Source organism: Paraburkholderia sp. BR10882, assembly GCF_040948855.1.
GTDB classification, from domain to species: Bacteria; Pseudomonadota; Gammaproteobacteria; order Burkholderiales; family Burkholderiaceae; genus Paraburkholderia; species Paraburkholderia nodosa_A.
In genome coordinates, this window is the sequence record NZ_JBFPKP010000006.1 from 61,946 (window position 1) to 83,537 (window position 21,592).

Genomic DNA, 21,592 nt, shown 5'->3' on the forward strand with positions numbered 1-21,592 from the left:
CGGCCTGCAGCGGTGCTTCGCGCCGCGCAGCCAGGCCCCGTCCTGATGAACACACGCGTGCAAGAAAACAGCTTCACGCTATTGCAATTGCCGCACTCGCCCCGATTTTCGCCGTGCATGCGCGCCAGGCGCAAAGCGGCGTAAGCTGGCAGATGGATCAGCCCTCTGCCGGCCGGCTGGCGCGTGAGGCCAAACCGCGAACACGCACCTCGGCCCACCACGGCCGATCTCATTTCACTGGAGGAATTCATGTCGCTTTTCGACTCCATCTCCCGCACCGTCAAGGGCCTGCTCAACGACGCCGCAGACTCGGTGCAGGATCCGTCGCGCGACGCGCGCCAGATCGTGCGTGAGCTCGACGACAGCATCGGCCGCGCGGAGAACTCGCTCGTCGAGATCCAGGCGCAGGTCGCGACGCAGCAAAGCAAGCGCGACGTGGCCGCCGACAAGGCGAAGAAGTACGAAGACGGCGCGAAGCGCGCGCTGCAATCGGGCGACGAAGCGCTCGCACGCGAAGCGCTCGGCGCGCAGCAAACCGCGGAAGCCGAACGCGACGCGCTCGCGGGCGAACTCGCGAAGCTCGAACCGTCGGTCGATCAACTGAAGCAGCAGATCGACGACATGCGCCAGCGCCGCAACGACCTGAACGCGCGCTCGAACATCCTGCAGGCGAAGCAGCAGATCGCCCAGGCGAAGGATGTCGCGGCTACGGCGCTGGGCGGCATCGGCGGGAAGAATCTCGACGGCGATTTCCAGAAGCTGGAAGAAAAGGTCGCGCTCTCGAACGCGCGCTCGGACGCCCGCCTGAATTCGTCCGACCAGTCGAGCGGCAAGGCGCTCGACGACAAGCTCGCGGCGCTCAACAAGGGTCCGTCGGTAGACGAGCGCCTCGAGGCGCTCAAGAAGCAGATGAACACGCCGGCACAGTAAGCGCCTGCGTGCTGGATGCGGCGCGGCATGATCCGTGCGGCCGATGGCAATCGGCAGGCGCGCGAGAGCGCCGCATCCCCGTATCGAATGCCATGGAGACGGGCGTCAATCCGCCCGGCCTGCAACATGAAAAAGTTTCTTGCCGCTGCCAGTATCGCCGTCGCGTCGCTCGCCTTTACGGGCGGCGTTGCGTTCGCCTTGCCGAGCGTGCAGCAGATCGAATCCGCGATGTCGCAGGGTGACTGGCAGCGCGCCGATTCCGGCCTGACCGAAGTCCTGCAGGCGCATCCGGACAACGCTCGCGCGCACTACCTCTACGCCCAGGTCCTCGACCGCGAAGGTCGTTACAGCGACGCGCTTACCCAGGTCGAGCAGGCGAAGTCGCTCGATCCGCAAATCCGCTTCACCCAGCCGCAACGTTTCGCGCAGGTCGAAGCGAAGATTCGTTCCGACGCTTCACGCGCCGGCAGTGTCAACACGAACAGCACGGGCAACCCGTTCACGCAGCAGCAGTTGGCCGCGCCCGCGCCACAGAAGCGAGGTCCTGGTATGGGCATGTGGATTGGTATCGCCATCTTGCTGGTCGGCATTGTGCTCGTGCTGCGCTGGACGCTGCGTCGCGCGAAGTCCACCGAAGACGCGAAGGCCGGCGACGACCGCCGCGACCAGCTCAAGCGCGCCACCGAGTTGCTCAACGGCGTGCGCTCGCTCAAGCTCGACGTGAAGCTCTCGACCGCGCCCGGTCACGAAGCGCTCGAAAAGGAAGTCGAAGGACTCGAAGCGCAGTTGCGCAGCCTCGTCGAAACGCTTTCGAACAGCGCGAATCCGCGGCCGCCGTATGAGCTCGAGGATCTCGAACGCCAGTTCGCGAGCCTCAAGGCGCGCGCCGAGGGCCGCGCCGATCCGAATGCGCAGCCTGCCGCGCCCGACTACGGCAGCAACTCCCCCTACGCGAGCGAAGCCGACGCCGCCTTCGGACGTCAGCCGCAGTATCCGCCTGCGCCGCCGCAGCAACCGCCGCAGGTCATCGTGCAGCAAGGCGGCGGTGGCATGGGCGGCATGGGTGGCCTGCTCACGGGCGTGCTGCTCGGCGAAGCCCTGAATCATGGCCGTGACCGCGTGATCGAGCGCGATGTGTATGTCGACGACGAGGGCCGCAGGGTTCAGCGCGACGGCAACAACGGCGGCGGCCTCGACTTCGGCCAGGGCTCGAACGACTGGGACGACGGCTCGGGCGGCGGCGGTGTCGATATGGGCAGCAACGACAGCTCGGACGACTGGAACAACTCCTGAACGCCTGAGGCTTGCCCAGCGCACGCCGCTAAAGCAACGACGGGCTCCTTCATGGAGCCCGTTTTGCATCGGCGCAAAATACGCAGCACACACACATAACGGCGGACGCACACATGGCCAATCAAGCGCTCGGCAACGGGGGCGCGCTGCGCATCGCCATCATCGGCAGCGGTTTTTCCGGCATCGGCATGGCGATCCGGCTGCGTCGCATGGGGGTGGATTCGTTCACGATCTATGAGGCCGCCGAAGGCCTCGGCGGCACCTGGCGCGACAACGCCTATCCGGGGGCCGCTTGCGATATTCCTTCGCACCTCTACTCATTTTCGTTCGAGCTGAATCCGGCGTGGACGCGCATCTTCGCGCCGCAGCATGAAATTCTCGACTACCTACGCCATTGCGCGCACAAGTACGATGTCGAGCGCTTCATCGAATACCGTTCGCGCGTGCGCGCGGCGCGCTTCCTGGAGGCGCGCGGCGTCTGGCAGGTGGAGATCGAACGCGACGGCGCGAGCACGACGATCGAAGCCGATATGGTGATAGCCGCGAACGGTCCGCTCTCGCGCCCGGCGCTGCCGCATATCGCGGGCATCGAGCGCTTCGAAGGGACGCTCTTCCACTCGGCGCGCTGGGACCACGACTACGCGCTCGAAGGCAAGCGCATCGCCGTGATCGGCACCGGTGCGAGCGCGATCCAGTTCGTGCCGCATATCCAGCCGCGCGCGGCTCAGCTCACGGTGTTTCAGCGCACGCCACCGTGGATCATGCCGCGGCGCGACCGCGCCATCAGCGAACGCTGGCGCTGGATTTATCGGCACATGCCGTTCGCGCAACGTGTGGCGCGCGCAAAGATTTACTGGCAGCACGAATCGCGCGCGGTCGGCTTCGCGGTCGAGCCGCGCCTGCTCAAGACGCCGACGAAGTTCGCGCTGAGCTACCTCGCGCACAAGGTGAAAGACCCCGAGCTGCGCGCGCGCCTCACGCCCGACTATCGGCTGGGCTGCAAGCGCGTGCTGCTGTCGAGCGACTACTACGCTGCCCTCGCGCAGCCCAACGTCGAGCTGGTGACCGACGCGATCCGCGAGGTCGTCGCCGATGGCATCGTCACCGCCGACGGTATGCATCGGCCCTACGACGCGATCGTGTGCGGCACGGGCTTCCAGGTCAACGATGTGGACGCGCCCTTCCAGGTGACGGGCGTGGGTGGCCAGGACCTCGGCGAGACGTGGCGGCGCGACGGCCCCGAGGCCTACCTCGGCGCGAGCGTCGCGGGCTTCCCGAATCTCTTTTTCGTGATCGGGCCGAACACGGCGCTCGGGCACAACTCGATGATCTACATGATCGAGTCGCATATCGCCTATATCGCGGCCTGCATCCGCGCGCTGCAGCGCTCGGGCGCCCGCACGATGGCGGTTCGCGCCGAGGCGCAGCAAAACTGGAACGCGCGCGTGCAGGCGCGCTTCGCGCGCACCGTGTGGCAGTCGGGCTGCCGCAGCTACTACCTCACGCAGGCGGGCAAGAACACCGCGCTGTGGCCTGGCTTCACGTTCATGTTCCGCCGCAAAACGCGCCGCGTGCGCACCGCCGACTACGCGTTCGAGCGCTAGATGCGCTGCGGCTGCCCCGCGTACACGCGCGTCTCGTAGGCGAAGTTGACGGTGCCGTCCTTTTGCGTGGCCTCGAACAGCTCGCGCAGCGCCGCGAGCATCGGCTCGTGGCGTTCGTCGCCCGCGCGCGGCGCGTATGACGACGACATCAGCCGTCCGCGCAGGCCATCGAAGTCGAGCAGTTGAGCGTTCGGGAATACGGTCTGATGCTCGAAGCCATCGCCGAACCAGTGGGCCATCGCGGCCGAGTCCGGATAGGTCTCGGCCACGCGCGCGTAGTCGGGGCAAAAACGCTGCAGGAGCGCCTCGTAGCCTGCCAAAAACGCCGAGCCCTCGAGCAGGCGGCTGTTCCAGAACAGCACGATCTTGCCGCGCGGCTTGAGGATGCGCGCGAATTCGCGCTGCGTGTCGGTCTTGTGGAACCAGTGAAACGCCTGTGCGGCGCTCACGAGATCCACGCTCGCGTCTTCGAGCGTCGTCGCCTCCGCTGTGCCCGCCACGCTGCGATAGCCTTGATAGCCGCCTAGCAGTTCGTCCGCCGCGGCGCGCATGGCCGCGTTCGGCTCGACTGCCGTGACAGGATGACCCGCGTCGAGAAAGAGCTTCGTGGAGAGGCCCGTACCCGCGCCGATGTCGGCCACGGGCGCGCCCGGCGCGATGCCGCACTCCACATGCACGAAAGTCGCCACTTCGCGCGGATAGGTCGGCCGGAATTTTACGTAATCTGCGACCCGGTCGGTGAAACGCCGGGTGGAATCGTCGATCATCGTCTGCCCTATTGTCGTTCAACCGCCGCCGCCGAGGAGCTTCACCAGCTCCCAGAGGAAGCGCAACACCATCACGATCAGCTCCCAGAGCTGGATCAGCTGCTGCCAGAGCGCGAGCGGCGCGCTCCCGCCGAAAATCGCTTCTATCATCTTGCTCCCGTCGCGACGCCCCTTTGCCCCTCTTTTCCGGCTTTCGGAGCGCCCGAGTTCCCGATCATAGCGCCAGGCGCCACCCCTGCGCTCAAGTCGCCGTATTACGCGCCGTAAACCAGTTCAGAAAGCCCGGCGATCGAACCTGCCGACGACCGGGCCTGCAGCTTTGGGCAGTTGTCCGCAGCTTTCATGGCGCACCGGGAAAGGAGACACCCGATGGCACGTTTGCGTTTGTTGGGCCTGCGCGGTCGCCGCGCGGGGAAATCCGCCGGCGTCGTCGGCGACATTGCCGCACATGCCGGCAGGCTCGGTATCGAGATCTGCGACGTGGCGGGCCATGTCGACGAAGTCGCCGCGCGCGTGCAGCGTCAGACCGACGTCTGCCACGCCCTGCGCGAGTCGGCGGCCCACACCCTCGCCGGCAACCATCAGATCGCCACGGCGGCCCGCGCCATGCGCGAGCTGAGCACCGGCACCGCCGCCACCGTGCAGCAGTCGCAGCAGACCATCGAGGAGTCGCTTGCCGACATTCACGGTCTCGTGGAGAGCGTCACCGTCATCGAGACGCAGATCCGGGCGCTCAAAAGCGCGCTCGCGCATGTCTCGAAGGTCTCCGAGGAAATCTCCCTGATCGCGCGGCAAACCCAGCTTCTCGCGCTCAACGCGGCCATCGAAGCGGCGCGCGCGGGCGAGTCCGGCAAGAGCTTCGCCGTGGTCGCGGCCGAGGTGAAAAACCTCTCCGCCAAGACGGCGCAGGCCACCGGCCAGATCGAGCAGACGCTCGGACAACTCACGCAGCAGACCGAGCAACTCATCGCCGAGGGCACCGCCAACACCGAACGCGCGCATCGCGTGCGCGAGGGCACGCACACGATCGGCGAGGCCGTGCACAGCACCGGCCAGGCGATCATGCAACTCGACGAGCACGCCGGCCAGATCGCCCAGCTCACGGGCGAGATCGAAACGAAATGCGACGGGCTCGAAAGCCAGGTGGGCGAAATGGTCGCGGGCGTCGAAGATTCGGGGCGCAACTTCGTGCAGGCGAAGGATCAGCTCGGCAAGCTGCTCGAGGTCTCGGAAACGCTCATCGAGCTGTCCGCCGCAACCGGCGTGGAAACCGACGACACCCGCTTCATCGAGACGGTACAGCGCGCCGCCGCCCAGGTGAGCAAGCTGTTCGAAGGCGCGCTCGCGCGCGGCGAGATCGGCGAAGCGGATCTGTTCGACAGCGTCTACGCGCCGGTGCCGAACACGAACCCGCAGCAGCATATGACACGCTTTACGGCCTTCACGGACCGCGTGCTGCCCCCGGTCCTCGAACCGCTGCTCACGTTCGACGAACGCGTCGCCTTCTGTGTCGCGATCGATCCGCGCGGCTACATACCGACCCACAATCGCAAGTTCTCGCATCCGCAGGGCGCCGACCCGGTGTGGAACGCCGCGAACTGCCGCAATCATCGAATCTTCAACGACCGCGCGGGCCGCGCGGCCGGCTCGCATACCAAGCCCTTCCTGCTGCAAACCTATCGTCGCGACATGGGCGGCGGCACGTTCGTGATGATGAAGGACGCCTCCGCGCCGATCTTCGTGAACGGGCGGCACTGGGGCGGGTTTCGTATGGGATATCGGCTGTAAGGACTGCGCCGAATAAAGCAAACGGCGCGCGGACATGACTGCCCGCGCGCCGTCTATTGCAGGCGCTTCGAAGCGCGGCGGCGCTCAGACCGCCATCGCCATCCGCTTGCGCTCCGCGCGCTGCATGAAGTAGTTGCCGGCGATCACGCCCACCGTCACGACCGCGATGAAGAGCGTCGCGAGCGCGTTCATCTCCGGGTTCAGGCCAAGGCGTACGCGCGAGAACACCACGAGCGGCAAGGTGGTCGAGCCCGGGCCCGAGAGGAACGCCGAGAGCACCAGATCGTCGATCGACAGCGTGAACGACAGCAGCCAGCCTGCCGCAAGCGCCTGCGAGATGAGCGGTAATGTGATCTGGAAGAATACCTTGAACGGCGTTGCGCCAAGGTCCAAGGCCGCTTCTTCGAGCGACGGGTTCAGCTCGCGCACGCGCGACTGCACGATGATGGCGACGTACGAAATGCACAGCATGACGTGGCCGATCCAGATCGTGAACACACCGCGCCCCGCGGGCCAGCCGATCAGCTTGCCCATTTCCACGAACAGCAGCAGCAGCGAAATGCCCTGGATCACTTCGGGAATCACGAGCGGCGCATTGATCATGCCCGAGAAGAGCGTGAAGCCGCGAAAGCGCCCCATGCGCGCGAGCACGAAGCCCGCCCACGTGCCGATGAACACCGAGGCGAACGCTGTCATCAGCGCAATGCGCAGCGAGAGCCACGCGGCGGTGATCAACTCGTCGTCGGTGATGAGCGCCTGATACCAGCGCGTGGAAAAGCGCGTCCACACCGTCACGAGTTGCGACTCGTTGAACGAGTAGACGACGAGGCTCAGGATCGGAATATAGAGGAACGCGAAGCCGAGGCCGAGCGCGATGAACTGCAGAACGCGATTCGGTTTCATTTGCCGCGGCCCTCCAGTTCCTTCGCCTGATAGTGCTGGAACAGCGCCATCGGCACGAGCAGCAGGAGCACCATCGCGCAGGTCACCGCGGAGGCCATCGGCCAGTCGGCATTGTCGAAGAACTCGTTCCACATGACGCGGCCGATCATCAGCGTGTTCGCGCCGCCGAGCAGCTCAGGAATCACGTACTCGCCCACCGCCGGAATGAACACGAGCAGGCAGCCGGCGATGATGCCGTTCTTCGAGAGCGGCAGCGTGATCTCCACGAACGCGCGCCACGGCTTCGCGCCGAGGTCGTAGGCGGCTTCGAGCAGCGTGAGGTCCATCTTCACGAGGTGCGCATAGAGCGGCATCACGAGAAACGGCAGATACGAATACACCATGCCGATGTAGACGGCCGTGTTCGTGTGATACAGCTCGATGGGCGAATGGATGATGCCGATCGACATCAGGAAATTGTTCAGCAGTCCGTTGTTCTTCAGGATGCCGATCCATGCGTACACGCGGATCAGGAACGACGTCCAGAACGGCAGCATCACGGCCATCATGAGGATGTTGCGCGAGGCCGGATTCGAGCGCGCAATGTAATACGCCATCGGATAACCGATGATGAGGCATAGCAGCGTCGAAATCGCCGCCACCACGACCGAATTCACGTAGGTCGCGAAGTACAGGCTGTCCTGGAACAGGAACGCGTAGTGCGAAAGGTCGAGCGAGATATGCCAGATGCCATCCGCGAACGACGTCAGCTCCGTGTACGGCGGAATGCCGAGTTGCTGGTCGGCGAAGCTGATCTTCACCACCAGGATGAACGGCACGAGGAAGAACAGCAGCAGCCAGATGAACGGGCCCGCCACGACGGCCGTACGCCCGGTCAGGTTGAAGCGTTTCGCCGGCCAGTTCAGGATGCTGCGCAAAGTCGTCGCGCTCATGACGTCAGCACCACACCGGCCGAAGCGCTCCAGCGCACGTAGACTTCGTCTTCCCAGGTGGGCGAATCGATCTCGGAGAGCGCGAGGCTCGACATGTTCGCGATCACCGTTTTGCCCGAGTCGAGCTTGACGTGATAGAGCGAGTAGCCGCCCATGTAGGCGATGTTCTTCACTACGCCCTTGCCCCAGTTGAACACGCCCTCGGGCGGCTTGCGCGTGAGCGAGATACGCTCCGGGCGCACCGAGATCGTCACAGGCATGCCGAGCGGCCCGGTGATGCCGTGGTTCACGTAGAGGCGCACCGGCAGCTCGGGGCACTCGACGAATACATGGTCGGGCTCGTCCTCGACCACGTTGCCATCGAAAAGATTGGTCGAGCCGATGAACTCCGCCGAGAAGCGGCTGTTCGGGAATTCGTAGACCTGGTTGGGCGTGCCGAGCTGGACGATCTCGCCTTCGCTCATCACCGCGAGGCGCCCCGCCATCGTCATCGCTTCTTCCTGGTCGTGCGTGACCATGATGCAGGTGACGCCGACCTTGTCCAGAATGTTGACGAGTTCGATTTGCGTGCGCTGGCGAATCTGCTTGTCTAGCGCCGACATCGGCTCGTCGAGCAGGAGCAGCTTGGGGCGCTTCACGAGCGAACGCGCGAGCGCCACGCGCTGCTGCTGGCCGCCCGAGAGCTGATGCGGCTTGCGCCTGGCAAAGCGCGTCATCTGCACGAGTTCGAGCGCGTTGGCCACCCGGTCCTTGAGCTCGCCCTTCTTCACGCCTTCCTGGCGCAGCCCGAAGCCCACGTTCGACTCCACCGTCATGTGCGGAAAGAGCGCGTACGACTGGAACATCATGTTGACCGGACGGCGGTACGGCGGCATCGACGCGAGATCCTCGCCGTCGATCATGATCTTGCCCGAGGTCACGGTCTCGAGACCCGCGAGCATGCGCAGCAAGGTGGACTTGCCGCAGCCCGAGCTGCCGAGCAGCGCGAACAGCTCGCCCTTCTTCACCGACAGATTGACGCCCTTCACGGCGGTCGTCTCGCCGAACTTCTTGACGACATCGACGATCTGCACGAAGTTGTCCGCGGCCGAATCTGCCGCGGTGAAGCCCGAAGGCAGCGAGCCGGCGGATGCCGGCGCGCTCGACTGGTCACTCATGATTCTCTCTGCCCTGCCTGTTTCTGCGTGAATGCTGGACGGGGTTGACGAACAAAGCCCCCGGCATCGTGCCGAGGGCTCGGGGTAAAACGGGATCGAATTTCAACCGCGGCTGCGAGCGCGTCAGCGGCCCGACTTGAACTCGGTCCACAGACGCGTCTGCAGGCGCTGGATCTCAGGCGGCAGCGGCTTGAGCAGGAACAGCGTCTTCAGGACTTCGGGCGGCGGGTACACGGCCGGGTCGTTGGCGATGTCCTTGTCCACGTACTTGCGTGCTTCCGCGTTCGCGCTCGGGTAGTAGACCGCATTCGTGATCGCTGCGTGGACCTGCGGCGTCTCGATGTAGTTGATCCACTCGTGCGCGGCTTCCTTGTGCTGAGCATCCTTCGGGATGGTCATCACGTCAAACCAGATCGGCGCGCCGCCCTTCGGGATGTAGTACTCGATCTTGTAGGGCTTCTTCGCGTCGATGGCGCGGTGCTTGGCAATCACGACGTCGCCCGACCAGCCGTACGCGAAGCAGATGTCGCCGCCCACGAGGTCGTTGATATAGCCCGACGAGTTGAACTGCGTGATGTACGGACGGATCTTTTTCATCATCGCGAGCGCGGCGCGATAATCGTCCGGGTTCGTCGAGAGCGGGTCCTTGCCGATGTAGTGCAGCGCGGCCGCGAACATCTGGTCCGGCGCGTCGAGCACGGACACGCCGCAGGCCTTCAGCTTCGAGATGTTCTCGGGCTTGAAGAGGATGTCCCAGTTGTCGAGCGGTACATTCTTGCCGAGGATCTGCTGCGCCTTCGTGACGTTATAGGCGAGACCCGTCGTGCCGTACGCCCAGGGCACCGCATACTTGTTGCCCGGATCCGCGCCGGCGACGAGCGCCATCAGCTGCGGATCGAGGTACTTGAGGTTGGGGATCTTCGACTTGTCGAGCGGCGCGAAAATGCCGGCGGCGATCTGCTTGCCTGCGTAATTGCTGGTCGGCACGACGATGTCATAGCCCGAGTTGCCAGCGAGCAGCTTGGCCTGGAGCGTGTCATCGCTGTCGTAGTTGTCGTACTTGACCTGAACGCCAGTCTGCTTGGTGAAGTTCGGAATCGTGTCCTTGGCGATGTAATCGGACCAGTTGTACACGTTCAGCTGCGTGTCCTTCGCCACCGACGTCATCCACGGCGCCGCGCACAGTGCGAGCGCGGCCAGTTGCGCCACAACCCCTTTCTTCATCCCGTTCTCCGATCCTGACCGGCTCCGGCCGGCCGCCTGCCTCGCTTCGTGCCGTGCTCCGTTTCACCTGTGCACGGCTCCCCTGACTTTCCCAGAACCTACCATCAAACCCGCCCGGCAAGAAATAAAACGCGGGCGTGTCGCACAAACGGAACATGAGCCCTGGAAGGCCGGCAAGCCGTGCGCGGACGGTAAATCGCGCGCAATTTTAGCCGTTTCACGGGCCGTGTCCACAAAAAACCGCTTCGGTGGCGCATGCGCGCGACGCCCGGCTGCCAGCGGGACGCGGCGGCGCCCTTCACCTTGCTATCGCCTTGCAGCGGCCTGGCCGATTCATCACGCATCGCACATCGCCGCCGCTCGCCTGGAGGTGCGGGCGGCCGCCCCGCGCCGTATCGGTTAACATAGCGGCGTTCCGTACCGAAGCCGGCGCGCGCGATGCCCGGCCACGCCCCAAGGTTCTTCAATGGCATCCAATCTCCACGACCTCCCCGACAGCCCGTGCATCGGTGTGTGTTCGACCCTCTTCGACGACGTCTGCAAAGGTTGCGGGCGCACCGCCGTGGAAGTTTCCAACTGGGTATTTCTGAGCGACGAAGAAAAGCGCGCCGTGTGGGAGCGCATCGAGCGCGACGGCACCGCCATGCGCTTCCAGAAAGACCGCGCCTGAACGCGGATAAAAAAACGCCGGGCAAGCCGGCGTTCGAAAAAGCGGTGATGAGGCGACCGATCAGAACTTCATGCCGACGCCCAGACCCACCACGAGCGGATCGATATGCAGCGTGCCGAGAGACGTGCCGCCCAGCGACGCGTCGGTGTGCATCCAGATCTTCTTGATATCCGCGTTCACGAAGATGCGCTTCGTCACCTGGAAGTCGATACCGAACTGCAGCGCCGGGCCCCAGCTGTGGTTGTCGATCGAAACCGATTGGCCGCCTGCGTGCAGACCGTTGTTGTAGAACAGCGTGTAGTTGATACCCGCGCCCACGTACGGCCGCACCCTGCCCGCGTTGTTGAAGTGATACTGCAGGAGCAGCGTTGGCGGCAGCACGCCCACGCCGCCGAGTGCACCGATATTCGACGTCACCTGGTTGCGCGACGTGCCGAGAATCAGCTCGACGCCGATGTTGTTGGTCGCCATGTAGGTGAAGTCGACCTCGGGCACGATGGCGTTGTTCACGTCCGCGCCAAGCGCGCCGAGCGTACCGCTGCCGCGCGCGTCCGGCGCGATTTCGATCGCGCGCAGGCGCACCAGCCAGTCGCCTGCGTAGATGCCCGAGTCGGGCGAACCGGCCGCGCTGGCCGGCACTGCCAGAAAGACCGCGCCCATGGTGAGCGCGGCAGTTGCTGCTGCCTTTCTAATTGCTTTATACATCGTTGATCCCCGTGTCTGTAGGTCTAGCCTTGAAGGCCCACAAATTGTCAGAGACGGGGTCTGGCGCCGTTTTGATACGTGTCAAGCCAGTGCGAAGGCTGCGCGCCGTGCGACCGCAGGTCGCGCAGCGCCGGTCAGCAGCAACTCCAACAGGTCGCGGACGCTGCGGATCGCATTGCCGAACGGCAACGCTTCACGCCCGCGGAAGAACAAGCCGTTCGCGACGTCGCCACGCAACGCCGCGGCAAGGCGCGTGTCGATGCAGAAGTGGCCGAACTTCTCGATGCCGTCGCGCAGCCCGCAGGCCGAAAGACATTCGAGACCGGTTGGGCAAGCAAGCTTGAGCGAGCCGATCTTGGCGCGAATGCGCGACTCGTTGCGCAAGTAACGTTCGAGCCACGGCGTTTTCACCGCGCGCGCGGGCAGGCCCGTCACACTCACGAACTCGACGATGTCTTCAGGCTTCGCTTCGGCGAGCACGCGCTTGAAGTCGGGGTGCGCGTCGCCCTCCTCGGTCACGGCGAACGGCGTGCCGACCTGCACGCCGTTCGCGCCCGCCTCGAGCCATTTGCGCACGGCCTCGTGGCTGTTGACGCCGCCCGCCACGACGAGCGGCACGTCACGCCGCGAAATGCCGAGCGTGGCATAGACGCCTTCGAGTTCCTCGAATATCTTCGTGAAGGCGAAGCGCTCGTTGCCCATGTCGGCGATGTCGGTCACGCCGAGGTGGCCGCCCGCGTAGGCCGGATGCTCGATCACGATGGCGTCGGGCAGGCGACCCTTCTTCATCCACTTCTTGAGCACGAGCGCGACGCCGCGTGCGTCCGACAGGATCGGCACGAGCGCGATATCCACGCCCGCCGTGAGGTCGGGCAGATCCAGCGGCAGGCCCGCGCCCATGACGATGGCGTCGGCGCCGTGCTCGCACGCGGCGCGCACGTAGTCGGCATGGGCGTTCACCGCCTTCATGACGTTCACGGCGATCATGCCGTTGCCGCCCGCAAGCTTGCGTGCCGCCGCGATTTCGCGGCCGAGCGCGACGAGGTTCGCGCGTGCGAGCGTTTCGTGCCGCGGGTCCGCGCGGCACATGTCCATGAGGTCGCTGTGATGATGGCGCAGGTCGATGCTCGCAATCGTGCCGAGCGCGCCTTCACGCGCCACACTGCCGGCCAGCCGGTGTGCCGAAATGCCGACACCCATGCCGCCCTGCACGACGGGCAGGAGTTGACGACCGCGAATCTGGAGGGGAGCGAAGGAGTGGCCAGGAAACATGTTGTGCTCTGTCGATGACAAAGCGCTTATGGTCGCGCGTACCCCACATATGACATTGACGCACATCAAAGAAAAACGCGGACTTCAGCAAAGAAGTCCGCGTTCATGACTTGCATCAACACGTCGTATTAAAAGATTTGCGATAGCGCGCGACGAGATGCCTCATCAGCCCTTCGGCACCTTGAACTGCATCGACTTGTATTCGAGGTATTCCTCGAGGCCATACGCGCCGTTTTCGCGGCCGTGTCCCGACTGTTTGAAGCCGCCGAAGGGTGCGGCCATGTTCCAGGCGCCGCCGTTGATGTCGATCTGGCCCGTACGGATACGGCGGGCCACGCGCATCGCGCGCTCGTCGCTGCCGGCCCAGACCGCGCCGCCGAGGCCATAGAGCGAGTCGTTGGCGATCGCGACGGCGTCGTCTTCGTCCTTCGCCGTGAGAATCGTCAGCACCGGGCCGAAGATCTCTTCCTGCGCGATGGCCGCGTCGCGCGGCACGCGGCCGAACACGGTCGGTTTCACGAAGAAGCCCTGCGTCACGCCTTCCGGCATGCCGGGGCCGCCCGTCACGAGTTCGGCGCCGTCGGCCATGCCGCGCTCGATGTAGTGCAGCACGCGTTCCTGCTGCACTTTCGAGGCGAGCGGGCCGAGCTTCGCTTTGTCGTCGCGCGGGTCGCCCACCTTGAACGCCTCGGCGGCCTGCTTCGCGAGGTCTCGCGCTTCTTCGTAGCGCGACTCCGGCACGATCATGCGCGTGTGGGCCGAACAGGTCTGCCCCGAGTTGAGGAAGCACGCGCCCACCGTGCCTTTCACGGCAGCCGCGAAGTCGGCGTCATCGAGCACGACGGCGGCGGACTTCCCGCCCAGCTCCAGCGCGACGCGCTTGACCGTGGCCGACGCGACTTCCGACACACGTTTGCCCGCACGCGTCGAACCGGTGAACGACACCATGTCGACGTCCGGATGGCGCGCTAGCAGCTCGCCCACCACGGGACCGTAGCCCGTCACGAGATTGAACACGCCCGCGGGCAGGCCGGCGTCGTGGATGGCCTCGGCGAGCACGAATGCGTTCAGCGGCGCGACCTCGGAGGGCTTGAGCACGACGGTGCAGCCGGCGGCGAGCGCGGCGGCGACTTTGAGCGTGATCTGGTTGAGCGGATAGTTCCACGGCGTGATAGCCGCGACGACGCCCACCGGTTCGCGCACGACGAGCGAGTTGCCCACGCGCTCCTCGTACTGGAACTCGCTTGCGAGCTGCGCGTAAGCGCCCCAGTTGTAGACCGGGCCGCCCACCTGAATGGCACGCGCGAGCTTGAGCGGCATACCCACTTCGCCTGCGATCAGCTGCGCGAGTTCGTCGGTGCGGGCCTTGAGATTGTCGGCAATTTTTTGCAGATACGCCCCGCGCTCGGCGGCGGGCGTAGCGGCCCAGCCGTCGAAGGCGGCGCGCGCGGCGGCGACGGCCGCTTCGGCATCCGCTTCGATCCCCTCGGGGATGCGGCCCATCACCGCCTCGGTGCCCGAATCGATCACGTCGATCGTGCCCTTGCCGTGCGGGGCGACCCATTGGCCGTTGATGTAGAACTGCGCGTAGTCGTTCATCTACTTGTCTCCTGTCTGTCGATGGCGGCTTGCGCTTTAGCGCTTACTGCCATCCCATGCAAAGCTCTGTGTTCGTTCGCGATTTCATCGCGGCGCTCGCCGCGGCGACAGTGCATTCTAGCGTGGTTGACGCATACGTAAAGCGAGCGCGCCGTAGGCTAAGGCACGCAGGCCAAAAACAAAACGGGCGACGCTCACGCGCCGCCCGTTTTCATTTCACGCCTCGATCAGCGATCGAAACTCATTGCAGCCCCTGGCTCACCAGGAAGTCTTCGTAGTTGCCGCTGTAGTCCTTGACCGTGCCATCGGTTTTCACCTCGATGATGCGGTTGGCCAGGCCGTTCACGAACTCGCGGTCGTGCGACACGAAAATAAGCGTGCCTTCGAACTTTTCGAGCGCGATCTGCAACGACTCGATCGATTCCATGTCCATGTGGTTGGTCGGCTCGTCCATGAGCAGCACGTTGTGGCGGCCGAGCATCAGCTTGCCCCAGATCATGCGGCCCTTCTCGCCACCCGACAGCACCTTCACCGACTTCCTGATGTCGTCCGCATTGAAGAGCAGACGGCCCAGCGTGCCGCGCACCGACTGCTCGTCGTCGCCTTCCTGGCGGTACTGGTCGATCCAGTCCATCAGCGTCACGTCGGCCGGAAACTCTTCGTACGTGTCCTGCGGCATGTAGCCGACGTTCGCATTCTCCGCCCACTTTACCGAGCCGTTGTCGACGGCCAGATTGCCGAGCAGCGAACGCAGCAGCGTGGTCTTGCCCGCGCCGTTCTCGCCGATGATCGCGATGCGCTCGCCCGGCTGCACGCTGATGCTGAGCTTGTTGAAGATGCGGCGCTCGTACGTCTTCGTGATCTCTTCCGCGACCACGACGATGTTGTGCAGCTTCTTCTCGAATTCGAAGCGGATGAACGGGTTCTGGCGCGACGAGGGCTTGAAGTCCTCGATCTTGATCTTGTCGATCATCTTCAGGCGGCTGGTGGCCTGACGTGCCTTCGACTTGTTCGCCGAGAAACGGCGCACGAAGTCCTGCAGGTCGGCCACGCGCTCCTTCGCCTTCTGGTTCGCGGCCTGCTGACGCTCGCGCGCCTGCGTCGACGCCAGCATGTAGTCGTCGTAATTGCCCGGCCAGACCTTCAGCGTGCCGTAGTCCATGTCCGCCATGTGCGTGCAGACCTGGTTCAGGAAGTGTCGATCGTGGGAGATGATGATCATGGTCGAGTTGTACTCGTTCAGAACATCTTCCAGCCAGCGGATCGAATTGATGTCGAGGTTGTTGGTCGGTTCGTCGAGCAGCAGCACGTCCGGCTTCGAGAACAGCGCCTGCGCGAGCAGCACGCGCAGCTTCCAGCCCGGCGCCACGCCGCTCATCGGGCCGTTGTGGAATTCCGTGCCGATGCCGATGCCGAGCAGCAGTTCGCCCGCGCGCGCTTCGGCCGTGTAACCGTCGTACTCGGCGAACTTCGCTTCGAGTTCGGCGGCATGCATGTAGTCGTCGTCGGTGGCTTCGGGGTTCGCGTAGATCGCGTCGCGCTCGCTCATCGCGGCCCACATTTCGGTGTGGCCCATCATGACGACGTCGAGCACGCGCACGTCTTCGTACGCGAACTGGTCCTGACGCAGCTTGCCCAGACGCACGTTCGGCTCGAGGATGACGTTGCCCGAACTCTGCTCGAGATCCCCACCGAGGATCTTCATGAACGTGGATTTGCCGCAACCGTTCGCGCCGATCAGGCCATAGCGGTTGCCTTCGCCGAATTTGACCGAGATGTTCTCGAACAAGGGCTTCGGCCCGAATTGCATGGTGATGTTGGCGGTAGAGAGCACAGCGCGTCCCGGAAAGTAGATCGACGAAAAACCTGTAATTTTAGCAGGTTATGCCACTTCGCGCGCGAGTTCCAGCCGCGCGGACAGCCTTGCTCCGCGCAGCATGACACGGCAGGAAGTGAACAATGTGAAGGCCGCCATGCACGCCGGTTACAACGGGGCCGCATCGCTCGCGAGGCCCTGCGGGTGCCTGATCAGGTCACGCTTCGCCGCTGCGCGGTGTCTGCAGCACGTCGATGAAGCCCGAAAAATCGGCCTGCTCGAGGCCCATGGCTGCCGCGAGACGGAGCAATTGCTGGACCGTGCCCGAGACGGGCATAGGCGTGCCGGTCTGAGCGGCCGCGGCGGCGATCGTGTCCACGTCTTTCTGGAACGTTTTGAGCGTGCCGATGGATTCGAACGCGTCTTGCGTCATACGCGGCACGAACGTGCGCAGCAACGTCGAATCGGCCCAGCCGCCCGCAAGCGCCTCGGGCAGCTTCGCCGCCTCGATGCCGCTGCGCCGCGCGAGGCTCACCGCTTCGGCAATTGCGGCGACCGTAGCCGTGACGATGGCCTGGTTGCACAGCTTGGTGGTCTGACCCGCGCCCACGCCACCCATATGGGTCACGCGCGCCGCGTAGGCGCCAAGGATCGGCGTAACGGCTTCGACGTCGGCCGCTGCGCCGCCCGCCATGATCGCCAGCGTGCCGTTTTGCGCGCCCGCCACGCCGCCCGAAACCGGCGCGTCGATCCAACCCACGCCGAAAGCCGCCGCGCGCTCCGCGAGCCTGCGCGTCGCGTCGGGAGGAATGCTCGAATGATCGACGATGCGACGCACGCGCACGCTCGCGCCGGGCGTACCGGCCAAAAGCCCGTGTTCGCCGAACACCACCTGCTCGACCGCCGCCGCGTCGGCGACGCACAGCAACACCACGTCAGCCTCGCGCGCGAGTTCGCCAGGCGTCGCGGCCACCTGCGCGCCGTCGGCGATCAGCGCCTGCGCCTTCGCCGGCGAGCGGTTCCACACGCGCACTGCATGCCCGGCGCGCAGCAAGTGACGGATCATCGGCGCGCCCATCAGCCCCGGTCCGCAAAAACCCAACACCTGCCCGTCCATTTTCTCCGTCTCCTGTCGATCGCCGTTGCGCATTCACGCCTGCAAAACGGGCACGTCGAATGCTCGTTTTCGCGCGAGGCGTCATGATAACTGGCGCCGGGCTTCTCTCATCTTTGCCCTTGCGCCCCGGTCCGTTACCTATACTCGATTGACGCGCCGACGCCGCGCGACCCACGAGGAGACTCTGCCATGAACGACCACGTCTACAAGCAGATCGAACTTACCGGCTCGTCGAAGGTGTCCAGCGACGACGCCATTCGTTGCGCCATCGCGCGGGCATCGAAGACGTTGCGCTACCTGCACTGGTTCGAGGTCGTGGAAACGCGCGGCCTGATCGAAAACGATCAGGTCTCGCACTGGCAGGTCACGATCAAGGTCGGCATACGCATCGACGACTGACGCGGCGCTGCGTTGCGCTGCTAGAACGTCAAACGGCTGCGCGCGCCTCTCAGCGCTACACGCAGCCGCTTCGCGTACGCACGGCGAAATCGTACGAGGAATGCAACTCGCACCCGCGCCGTGCAGGACGGGCGAGCGCGCCCGGCATATGCCTATTTCGGCAGCGAGCCGTCCACGCCTTCGACGTACCAGTTCAGGCGTTGCAGTTCCGGGTCGGTCAGCGTCTTGCCGGCCGGAACCTTGACTGCGCCCGTCTGATCCTTGATCGGGCCCGTGAAGACGTCCCACTTGCCGCTCGCGATCTGTTCTCGCTTCGCGGCGACCGCCTTTTGCGCGTCTGCCGGGAGCTCGGACGTGTTGACGTCGCCGAGATCGACGGCCTTTTGCGGAATGCCCCACCACACGGGGTCGTTCTTCCACTTGCCATCGAGCACCTGCTGGATCGCCGCGACGTAGTACACGCCCCAGTTCGCCTCGACCGAGCCCAGGTGCGCGTGCGGGCCGAACTTCTTCATGTTCGAATCCCAGCCGAACGCGTGGACCTTCTTCTCTTCGGCGGTGGCGAGCGTCGCGCTCGAATCGGTGTTTTGCAGCAGCACGTCGGCGCCCTGGCCGATCAGCGTTTCGGCGGCCTGCTTCTCCTTGCCCGGATCGAACCAGCTGTTGATCCAGATGACCTTGGTATGCACCTTCGGATTCACCGAGCGCGCGCCGAGCGTGTACGCGTTGATGTTGCGCACGACTTCGGGAATCGGCACCGAGGCGACGAAACCGAGCGTGTTGGTCTTCGTCGCGTAACCCGCGGCGACGCCCGCGAGATACGCGCCCTGATACATGCGCACGTCATAGGTGCCGAAGTTCGGCGCCTTCTTGTAGCCCGTCGCGTGCAGGAACACGGTGTCCGGGAAATCCTTCGCCACCTTGAGCTGGAAGTCCTGGTAACCGAAGCTCGTGCCGAATATGATCTTGTTGCCCTTGTTCGCGAGATCGCGGAACACGCGCTCCGAGTCCGCCGACTCCGGCACGTTTTCCACGCGCGTGATCTTGATCTTGTTGCCGAACTTCTGCTCGGCGACCTTCGAGCCCTGATCGTGTGCGAAGGTCCAGCCGGCATCGCCCGGGTTGCCGAGATAGACGAACGCGACGCCCGGCGCGTCGGCGGCGTGGGCCACGGGCGCGAGGGCCGCCGTGCCGCACGTGGCGGCGACGGCGAAAGCGGTCAGGATGGTTTTTTTCATCGTGGATCTCCTGTCGTGAATGGGGAACTGCGAGCGTTCAAGGCGTTTTGGTTAGTATTCCCAATAGACTGCCCGTCTTAAGCAACCGCACCTATGCGGCCCCAAAGAACGGCTTGCCGAGCGAAGCCGGCGCGTTCAGGCGGATCGTGTTCGGGTTGCGCGAAATGAGCACGAGCACGACGATCGTCGCGACGTACGGCAGCATGGCGAGGAACTGCGTGGGCACCGGCACGCCCACGGCCTGCGCATAGAACTGCGCGCCCGTGACCGCGCCGAAGAGCAGCGCGCCGATCAGGAGGCGGCCCGGGCGCCACGTCGCGAACACGACGAGCGCGAGCGCGATCCAGCCGCGTCCTGCGGTGATCTGCTCCTGCCACAGATGCAGTTGCACCACGGAGTAGTAGCTGCCCGCGAGGCCCGCCATCGCGCCGCCGAAGGCGGTCGCGCCATAGCGCACGCCGATCACGGGAAAGCCCACCGAATGCGCGACCTGCGGCGACTCCCCGACCGAGCGCAGCACGAGCCCGGCGCGCGTGCGATAGAGGAACCAGCCGACTACGGCGAACATGATGAACGCGAGGTAGTCGACAGGCGTGAGGCTGAAGAGCGCCTGCCCGACCACGGGCAGTTGCGAGAGCCCCGGAATCGGCCAGGCCGCGATGGTCGACGAGGTCGCGGCCGAGGTGTACGGCTTGCCGACATACGCCGAGAGCCCGACGCCGAAGATCGTGAGCGAGAGGCCCGTGGCGACCTGGTTGGCGAGCATGGTGAGCACGAGAAAGCCGAACAGCAACGACATCGCAATGCCGGCGGCCATGCCCGCAACGAGGCCGAGCCATGGGCTGCCGGTAATGGTCGCGACCGCGTAGCCCGTGACGGCGCCCATCAGCATCATGCCTTCCACGCCGAGGTTGAGCACGCCCGACTTCTCGGTGACGAGCTCGCCCACGCCCGCGAACATGAGCGGAATGGCGGCGGTGACGGCGCTCGATGCGAGCGAGCTGGCTTGCTGGATATCCATGTCGTGTGGCCCGTTTGATTGTTCTCTGGCTTGCGCTGGTCAGTTCGCAACCGCGACCGGATGACGGCGGCGCACGCGATAGTTCACGAAGAGGTCCGCGCCGAGCAGGCAGAACAGCAGCAGCCCCTGGAACACGCCGGACAGCGCCTGCGGCAATTGCAGCGATGTCTGCACGGCTTCGCCGCCCAGGTAGAGCAGCGCCATCAAGAGGCTCGCGAGCACGATGCCGACCGGATGCAGACGCCCCACGAACACGACGATGATCGCCGTGAAGCCGTAGCCCGGCGACCAGGTCGCCTGCAGCTGACCGATGGGACCGGCAATCTCGCCCATGCCCGCGAGGCCGGCGAGGCCGCCGGAAAGCAGCAGCGAGGTCCAGATCGTCTTCTTCTCGGAGAAGCCCGCATAGCGCGCAGCGAGCGGCGCGAGGCCGCCCACGCTCATGCGATAGCCCGCAAAGCTGCGGCGCATGAAGAGCCACACGAGCGGAATGGCCGCGAGCGTCAGGAAGATCGATGCGTTCAGGCGCGTGCCGCGCAGCCAGTGGATGCGCCAGTCGCCGCCGAAGGTCGGATAGAGCGCGTCGCCGCTGAACATTTCGGAGAGCGGAAAGTTCATGCCCTGCGGGTCGCGCCACGGACCGCTCACGAGCCAGATCAGTAGCTGCGTGGCGACGTAGGTGAGCATCAGGCTCGTGAGGATCTCGTTGGTGTTGAAGCGGCTCTTGAGCCACGCGGGAATTGCCGCCCACGCCATGCCGCCCAGCACGCCCGCGAACATCATCAGGAACAGGATCCACCAGCCCGTCGATTGGTCGAAATAGATCGCCACGCCGCTCGCCGCGATGCCGCCCAGCACCATCTGCCCTTCCGCGCCGATGTTCCACACGTTGGCGCGATACCCCGCCGCGAGACCGAGCGCGATCAGGCATAGCGGCGAGGCCTTGAGCAGGAGCTCGGACCAGCCGTTGATGCTCGACAGCGGTTCGATGAAGAACGCGTGCATCGCCTGCAAGGGATCGCGGCCCACGAGGCCGAAGATCAGGAAGCCGATGGCGAGCGTGAGCAGCGCCGCGATGAGCGGCACGGCGATGCGCACCGTGCGCGACGGCGTCGTGCGGGCTTCGAGTCGATACGGAAAGATCATGGTCGTGAAGT

The 21,592-nt window shown here is 65.1% G+C and carries 20 protein-coding genes; 6 read left to right on the forward strand and 14 right to left on the reverse strand.

All coding sequences use genetic code 11. The features are described 5' to 3' along the window. The first annotated feature begins 249 nt into the window (after positions 1-249). From AB3X99_RS17145 to AB3X99_RS17155, 3 genes are all read left to right on the forward strand, one after another. Positions 250-930, forward strand: a complete 681-nt coding sequence (locus tag AB3X99_RS17145) for a PspA/IM30 family protein (protein ID WP_069265671.1) — start codon at positions 250-252, stop codon at positions 928-930. Positions 931-1,056: 126 nt separating this feature from the next. Further along, the gene (locus AB3X99_RS17150) at positions 1,057-2,223 is read left to right on the forward strand and encodes a tetratricopeptide repeat protein (RefSeq protein WP_368617618.1); all 1,167 of its coding nucleotides are present in this window, start codon (positions 1,057-1,059) and stop codon (positions 2,221-2,223) included. Positions 2,224-2,336: 113 nt separating this feature from the next. Beyond that, positions 2,337-3,827 (forward strand): flavin-containing monooxygenase, encoded by a 1,491-nt coding sequence (locus AB3X99_RS17155; RefSeq protein WP_368617619.1) that lies wholly within the window; start codon positions 2,337-2,339, stop codon positions 3,825-3,827. Here AB3X99_RS17155 and AB3X99_RS17160 read toward each other — a convergent pair. Together AB3X99_RS17160 and AB3X99_RS17165 are read right to left on the reverse strand one after the other, a co-directional pair. Continuing rightward, complete coding sequence (locus tag AB3X99_RS17160) at positions 3,824-4,594, reverse strand: class I SAM-dependent methyltransferase (protein WP_368617620.1); 771 nt, start codon at positions 4,592-4,594, stop codon at positions 3,824-3,826. The two genes, AB3X99_RS17155 and AB3X99_RS17160, sit on opposite strands and share 4 nt — an antisense overlap. An 18-nt stretch (positions 4,595-4,612) precedes the next feature. Beyond that, the gene (locus AB3X99_RS17165; protein ID WP_256094777.1) at positions 4,613-4,744 is read right to left on the reverse strand and encodes a hypothetical protein; all 132 of its coding nucleotides are present in this window, start codon (positions 4,742-4,744) and stop codon (positions 4,613-4,615) included. Between the two features lie 219 nt (positions 4,745-4,963). On the opposite strand from AB3X99_RS17165, the gene AB3X99_RS17170 reads away from it, so the two are divergent. Then, on the forward strand, positions 4,964-6,382 hold the full coding sequence (locus AB3X99_RS17170; protein WP_069265667.1) for a methyl-accepting chemotaxis protein: 1,419 nt from the start codon (positions 4,964-4,966) through the stop codon (positions 6,380-6,382). An 84-nt stretch (positions 6,383-6,466) separates the two neighbouring features. On the opposite strand, the gene AB3X99_RS17175 is transcribed toward AB3X99_RS17170, so the two are convergent. The 4 genes from AB3X99_RS17175 to AB3X99_RS17190 form a co-directional block, all read right to left on the reverse strand. After that, complete coding sequence (locus tag AB3X99_RS17175) at positions 6,467-7,285, reverse strand: ABC transporter permease subunit (protein ID WP_069265666.1); 819 nt, start codon at positions 7,283-7,285, stop codon at positions 6,467-6,469. Continuing rightward, positions 7,282-8,217, reverse strand: coding sequence for an ABC transporter permease subunit (locus AB3X99_RS17180; protein ID WP_342945805.1), 936 nt, complete (start codon positions 8,215-8,217; stop codon positions 7,282-7,284). Before AB3X99_RS17180 ends, AB3X99_RS17175 begins: the two co-directional genes overlap by 4 nt. Continuing rightward, on the reverse strand, positions 8,214-9,377 hold the full coding sequence (locus tag AB3X99_RS17185; protein ID WP_368617770.1) for an ABC transporter ATP-binding protein: 1,164 nt from the start codon (positions 9,375-9,377) through the stop codon (positions 8,214-8,216). Before AB3X99_RS17185 ends, AB3X99_RS17180 begins: the two co-directional genes overlap by 4 nt. A gap of 120 nt (positions 9,378-9,497) precedes the next feature. Next, entirely contained in the window at positions 9,498-10,598 is a 1,101-nt protein-coding gene (locus AB3X99_RS17190; RefSeq protein ID WP_133186742.1) for a polyamine ABC transporter substrate-binding protein, read from the reverse strand. A 466-nt stretch (positions 10,599-11,064) separates the two neighbouring features. Between AB3X99_RS17190 and AB3X99_RS17195 the strand changes: the two genes are divergently transcribed. Continuing rightward, positions 11,065-11,268, forward strand: coding sequence for a DUF1289 domain-containing protein (locus AB3X99_RS17195; protein ID WP_069265662.1), 204 nt, complete (start codon positions 11,065-11,067; stop codon positions 11,266-11,268). A 60-nt stretch (positions 11,269-11,328) separates the two neighbouring features. On the opposite strand, the gene AB3X99_RS17200 is transcribed toward AB3X99_RS17195, so the two are convergent. The 5 genes from AB3X99_RS17200 to AB3X99_RS17220 form a co-directional block, all read right to left on the reverse strand. Further along, positions 11,329-11,928: an OmpW family protein gene (locus AB3X99_RS17200; RefSeq protein WP_069265661.1), complete on the reverse strand. Its 600-nt coding sequence runs from the start codon at positions 11,926-11,928 to the stop codon at positions 11,329-11,331. 126 nt (positions 11,929-12,054) lie between these two features. Beyond that, positions 12,055-13,245 (reverse strand): nitronate monooxygenase family protein, encoded by a 1,191-nt coding sequence (locus AB3X99_RS17205; RefSeq protein ID WP_342945806.1) that lies wholly within the window; start codon positions 13,243-13,245, stop codon positions 12,055-12,057. 165 nt (positions 13,246-13,410) lie between these two features. Beyond that, the gene (locus AB3X99_RS17210) at positions 13,411-14,844 is read right to left on the reverse strand and encodes an aldehyde dehydrogenase family protein (protein WP_368617621.1); all 1,434 of its coding nucleotides are present in this window, start codon (positions 14,842-14,844) and stop codon (positions 13,411-13,413) included. Between the two features lie 241 nt (positions 14,845-15,085). Continuing rightward, on the reverse strand, positions 15,086-16,678 hold the full coding sequence (locus tag AB3X99_RS17215; protein ID WP_069265658.1) for an ABC-F family ATPase: 1,593 nt from the start codon (positions 16,676-16,678) through the stop codon (positions 15,086-15,088). Between the two features lie 199 nt (positions 16,679-16,877). Continuing rightward, complete coding sequence (locus AB3X99_RS17220; protein WP_368617622.1) at positions 16,878-17,777, reverse strand: NAD(P)-dependent oxidoreductase; 900 nt, start codon at positions 17,775-17,777, stop codon at positions 16,878-16,880. A 189-nt stretch (positions 17,778-17,966) separates the two neighbouring features. Between AB3X99_RS17220 and AB3X99_RS17225 the strand changes: the two genes are divergently transcribed. Continuing rightward, positions 17,967-18,176: a dodecin gene (locus AB3X99_RS17225; RefSeq protein WP_069265657.1), complete on the forward strand. Its 210-nt coding sequence runs from the start codon at positions 17,967-17,969 to the stop codon at positions 18,174-18,176. A gap of 152 nt (positions 18,177-18,328) precedes the next feature. Here AB3X99_RS17225 and AB3X99_RS17230 read toward each other — a convergent pair whose 3' ends face one another. From AB3X99_RS17230 to AB3X99_RS17240, 3 genes are all read right to left on the reverse strand, one after another. Further along, positions 18,329-19,414 carry a BMP family ABC transporter substrate-binding protein gene (locus tag AB3X99_RS17230; RefSeq protein WP_069265656.1) on the reverse strand — a complete coding sequence of 362 codons (1,086 nt, stop codon included), beginning with the start codon at positions 19,412-19,414 and terminating at the stop codon, positions 18,329-18,331. 91 nt (positions 19,415-19,505) lie between these two features. After that, positions 19,506-20,435 carry an ABC transporter permease gene (locus AB3X99_RS17235; RefSeq protein ID WP_368617623.1) on the reverse strand — a complete coding sequence of 310 codons (930 nt, stop codon included), beginning with the start codon at positions 20,433-20,435 and terminating at the stop codon, positions 19,506-19,508. 39 nt (positions 20,436-20,474) lie between these two features. Further along, positions 20,475-21,581: an ABC transporter permease gene (locus AB3X99_RS17240; RefSeq protein ID WP_342945812.1), complete on the reverse strand. Its 1,107-nt coding sequence runs from the start codon at positions 21,579-21,581 to the stop codon at positions 20,475-20,477. Positions 21,582-21,592: the final 11 nt, after the last annotated feature.

What these genes read in the sequence shown, in the direction of transcription:
- AB3X99_RS17195 (WP_069265662.1), top strand. Translation starts at nt 11,065, where the DNA reads ATGGCATCCAATCTCCACGACCTCCCCGACAGCCCGTGCATCGGTGTG.
- AB3X99_RS17145 (WP_069265671.1), top strand. Translation starts at nt 250, where the DNA reads ATGTCGCTTTTCGACTCCATCTCCCGCACCGTCAAGGGCCTGCTCAAC.
- AB3X99_RS17235 (WP_368617623.1), bottom strand. Translation starts at nt 20,435, where the DNA reads ATGGATATCCAGCAAGCCAGCTCGCTCGCATCGAGCGCCGTCACCGCC.
- AB3X99_RS17155 (WP_368617619.1), top strand. Translation starts at nt 2,337, where the DNA reads ATGGCCAATCAAGCGCTCGGCAACGGGGGCGCGCTGCGCATCGCCATC.
- AB3X99_RS17190 (WP_133186742.1), bottom strand. Translation starts at nt 10,598, where the DNA reads ATGAAGAAAGGGGTTGTGGCGCAACTGGCCGCGCTCGCACTGTGCGCG.
- AB3X99_RS17175 (WP_069265666.1), bottom strand. Translation starts at nt 7,285, where the DNA reads ATGAAACCGAATCGCGTTCTGCAGTTCATCGCGCTCGGCCTCGGCTTC.
- AB3X99_RS17210 (WP_368617621.1), bottom strand. Translation starts at nt 14,844, where the DNA reads ATGAACGACTACGCGCAGTTCTACATCAACGGCCAATGGGTCGCCCCG.
- AB3X99_RS17205 (WP_342945806.1), bottom strand. Translation starts at nt 13,245, where the DNA reads ATGTTTCCTGGCCACTCCTTCGCTCCCCTCCAGATTCGCGGTCGTCAA.
- AB3X99_RS17225 (WP_069265657.1), top strand. Translation starts at nt 17,967, where the DNA reads ATGAACGACCACGTCTACAAGCAGATCGAACTTACCGGCTCGTCGAAG.
- AB3X99_RS17165 (WP_256094777.1), bottom strand. Translation starts at nt 4,744, where the DNA reads ATGATAGAAGCGATTTTCGGCGGGAGCGCGCCGCTCGCGCTCTGGCAG.
- AB3X99_RS17240 (WP_342945812.1), bottom strand. Translation starts at nt 21,581, where the DNA reads ATGATCTTTCCGTATCGACTCGAAGCCCGCACGACGCCGTCGCGCACG.
- AB3X99_RS17200 (WP_069265661.1), bottom strand. Translation starts at nt 11,928, where the DNA reads ATGGGCGCGGTCTTTCTGGCAGTGCCGGCCAGCGCGGCCGGTTCGCCC.
- AB3X99_RS17230 (WP_069265656.1), bottom strand. Translation starts at nt 19,414, where the DNA reads ATGAAAAAAACCATCCTGACCGCTTTCGCCGTCGCCGCCACGTGCGGC.
- AB3X99_RS17160 (WP_368617620.1), bottom strand. Translation starts at nt 4,594, where the DNA reads ATGATCGACGATTCCACCCGGCGTTTCACCGACCGGGTCGCAGATTAC.
- AB3X99_RS17220 (WP_368617622.1), bottom strand. Translation starts at nt 17,777, where the DNA reads ATGGACGGGCAGGTGTTGGGTTTTTGCGGACCGGGGCTGATGGGCGCG.
- AB3X99_RS17180 (WP_342945805.1), bottom strand. Translation starts at nt 8,217, where the DNA reads ATGAGCGCGACGACTTTGCGCAGCATCCTGAACTGGCCGGCGAAACGC.
- AB3X99_RS17150 (WP_368617618.1), top strand. Translation starts at nt 1,057, where the DNA reads ATGAAAAAGTTTCTTGCCGCTGCCAGTATCGCCGTCGCGTCGCTCGCC.
- AB3X99_RS17170 (WP_069265667.1), top strand. Translation starts at nt 4,964, where the DNA reads ATGGCACGTTTGCGTTTGTTGGGCCTGCGCGGTCGCCGCGCGGGGAAA.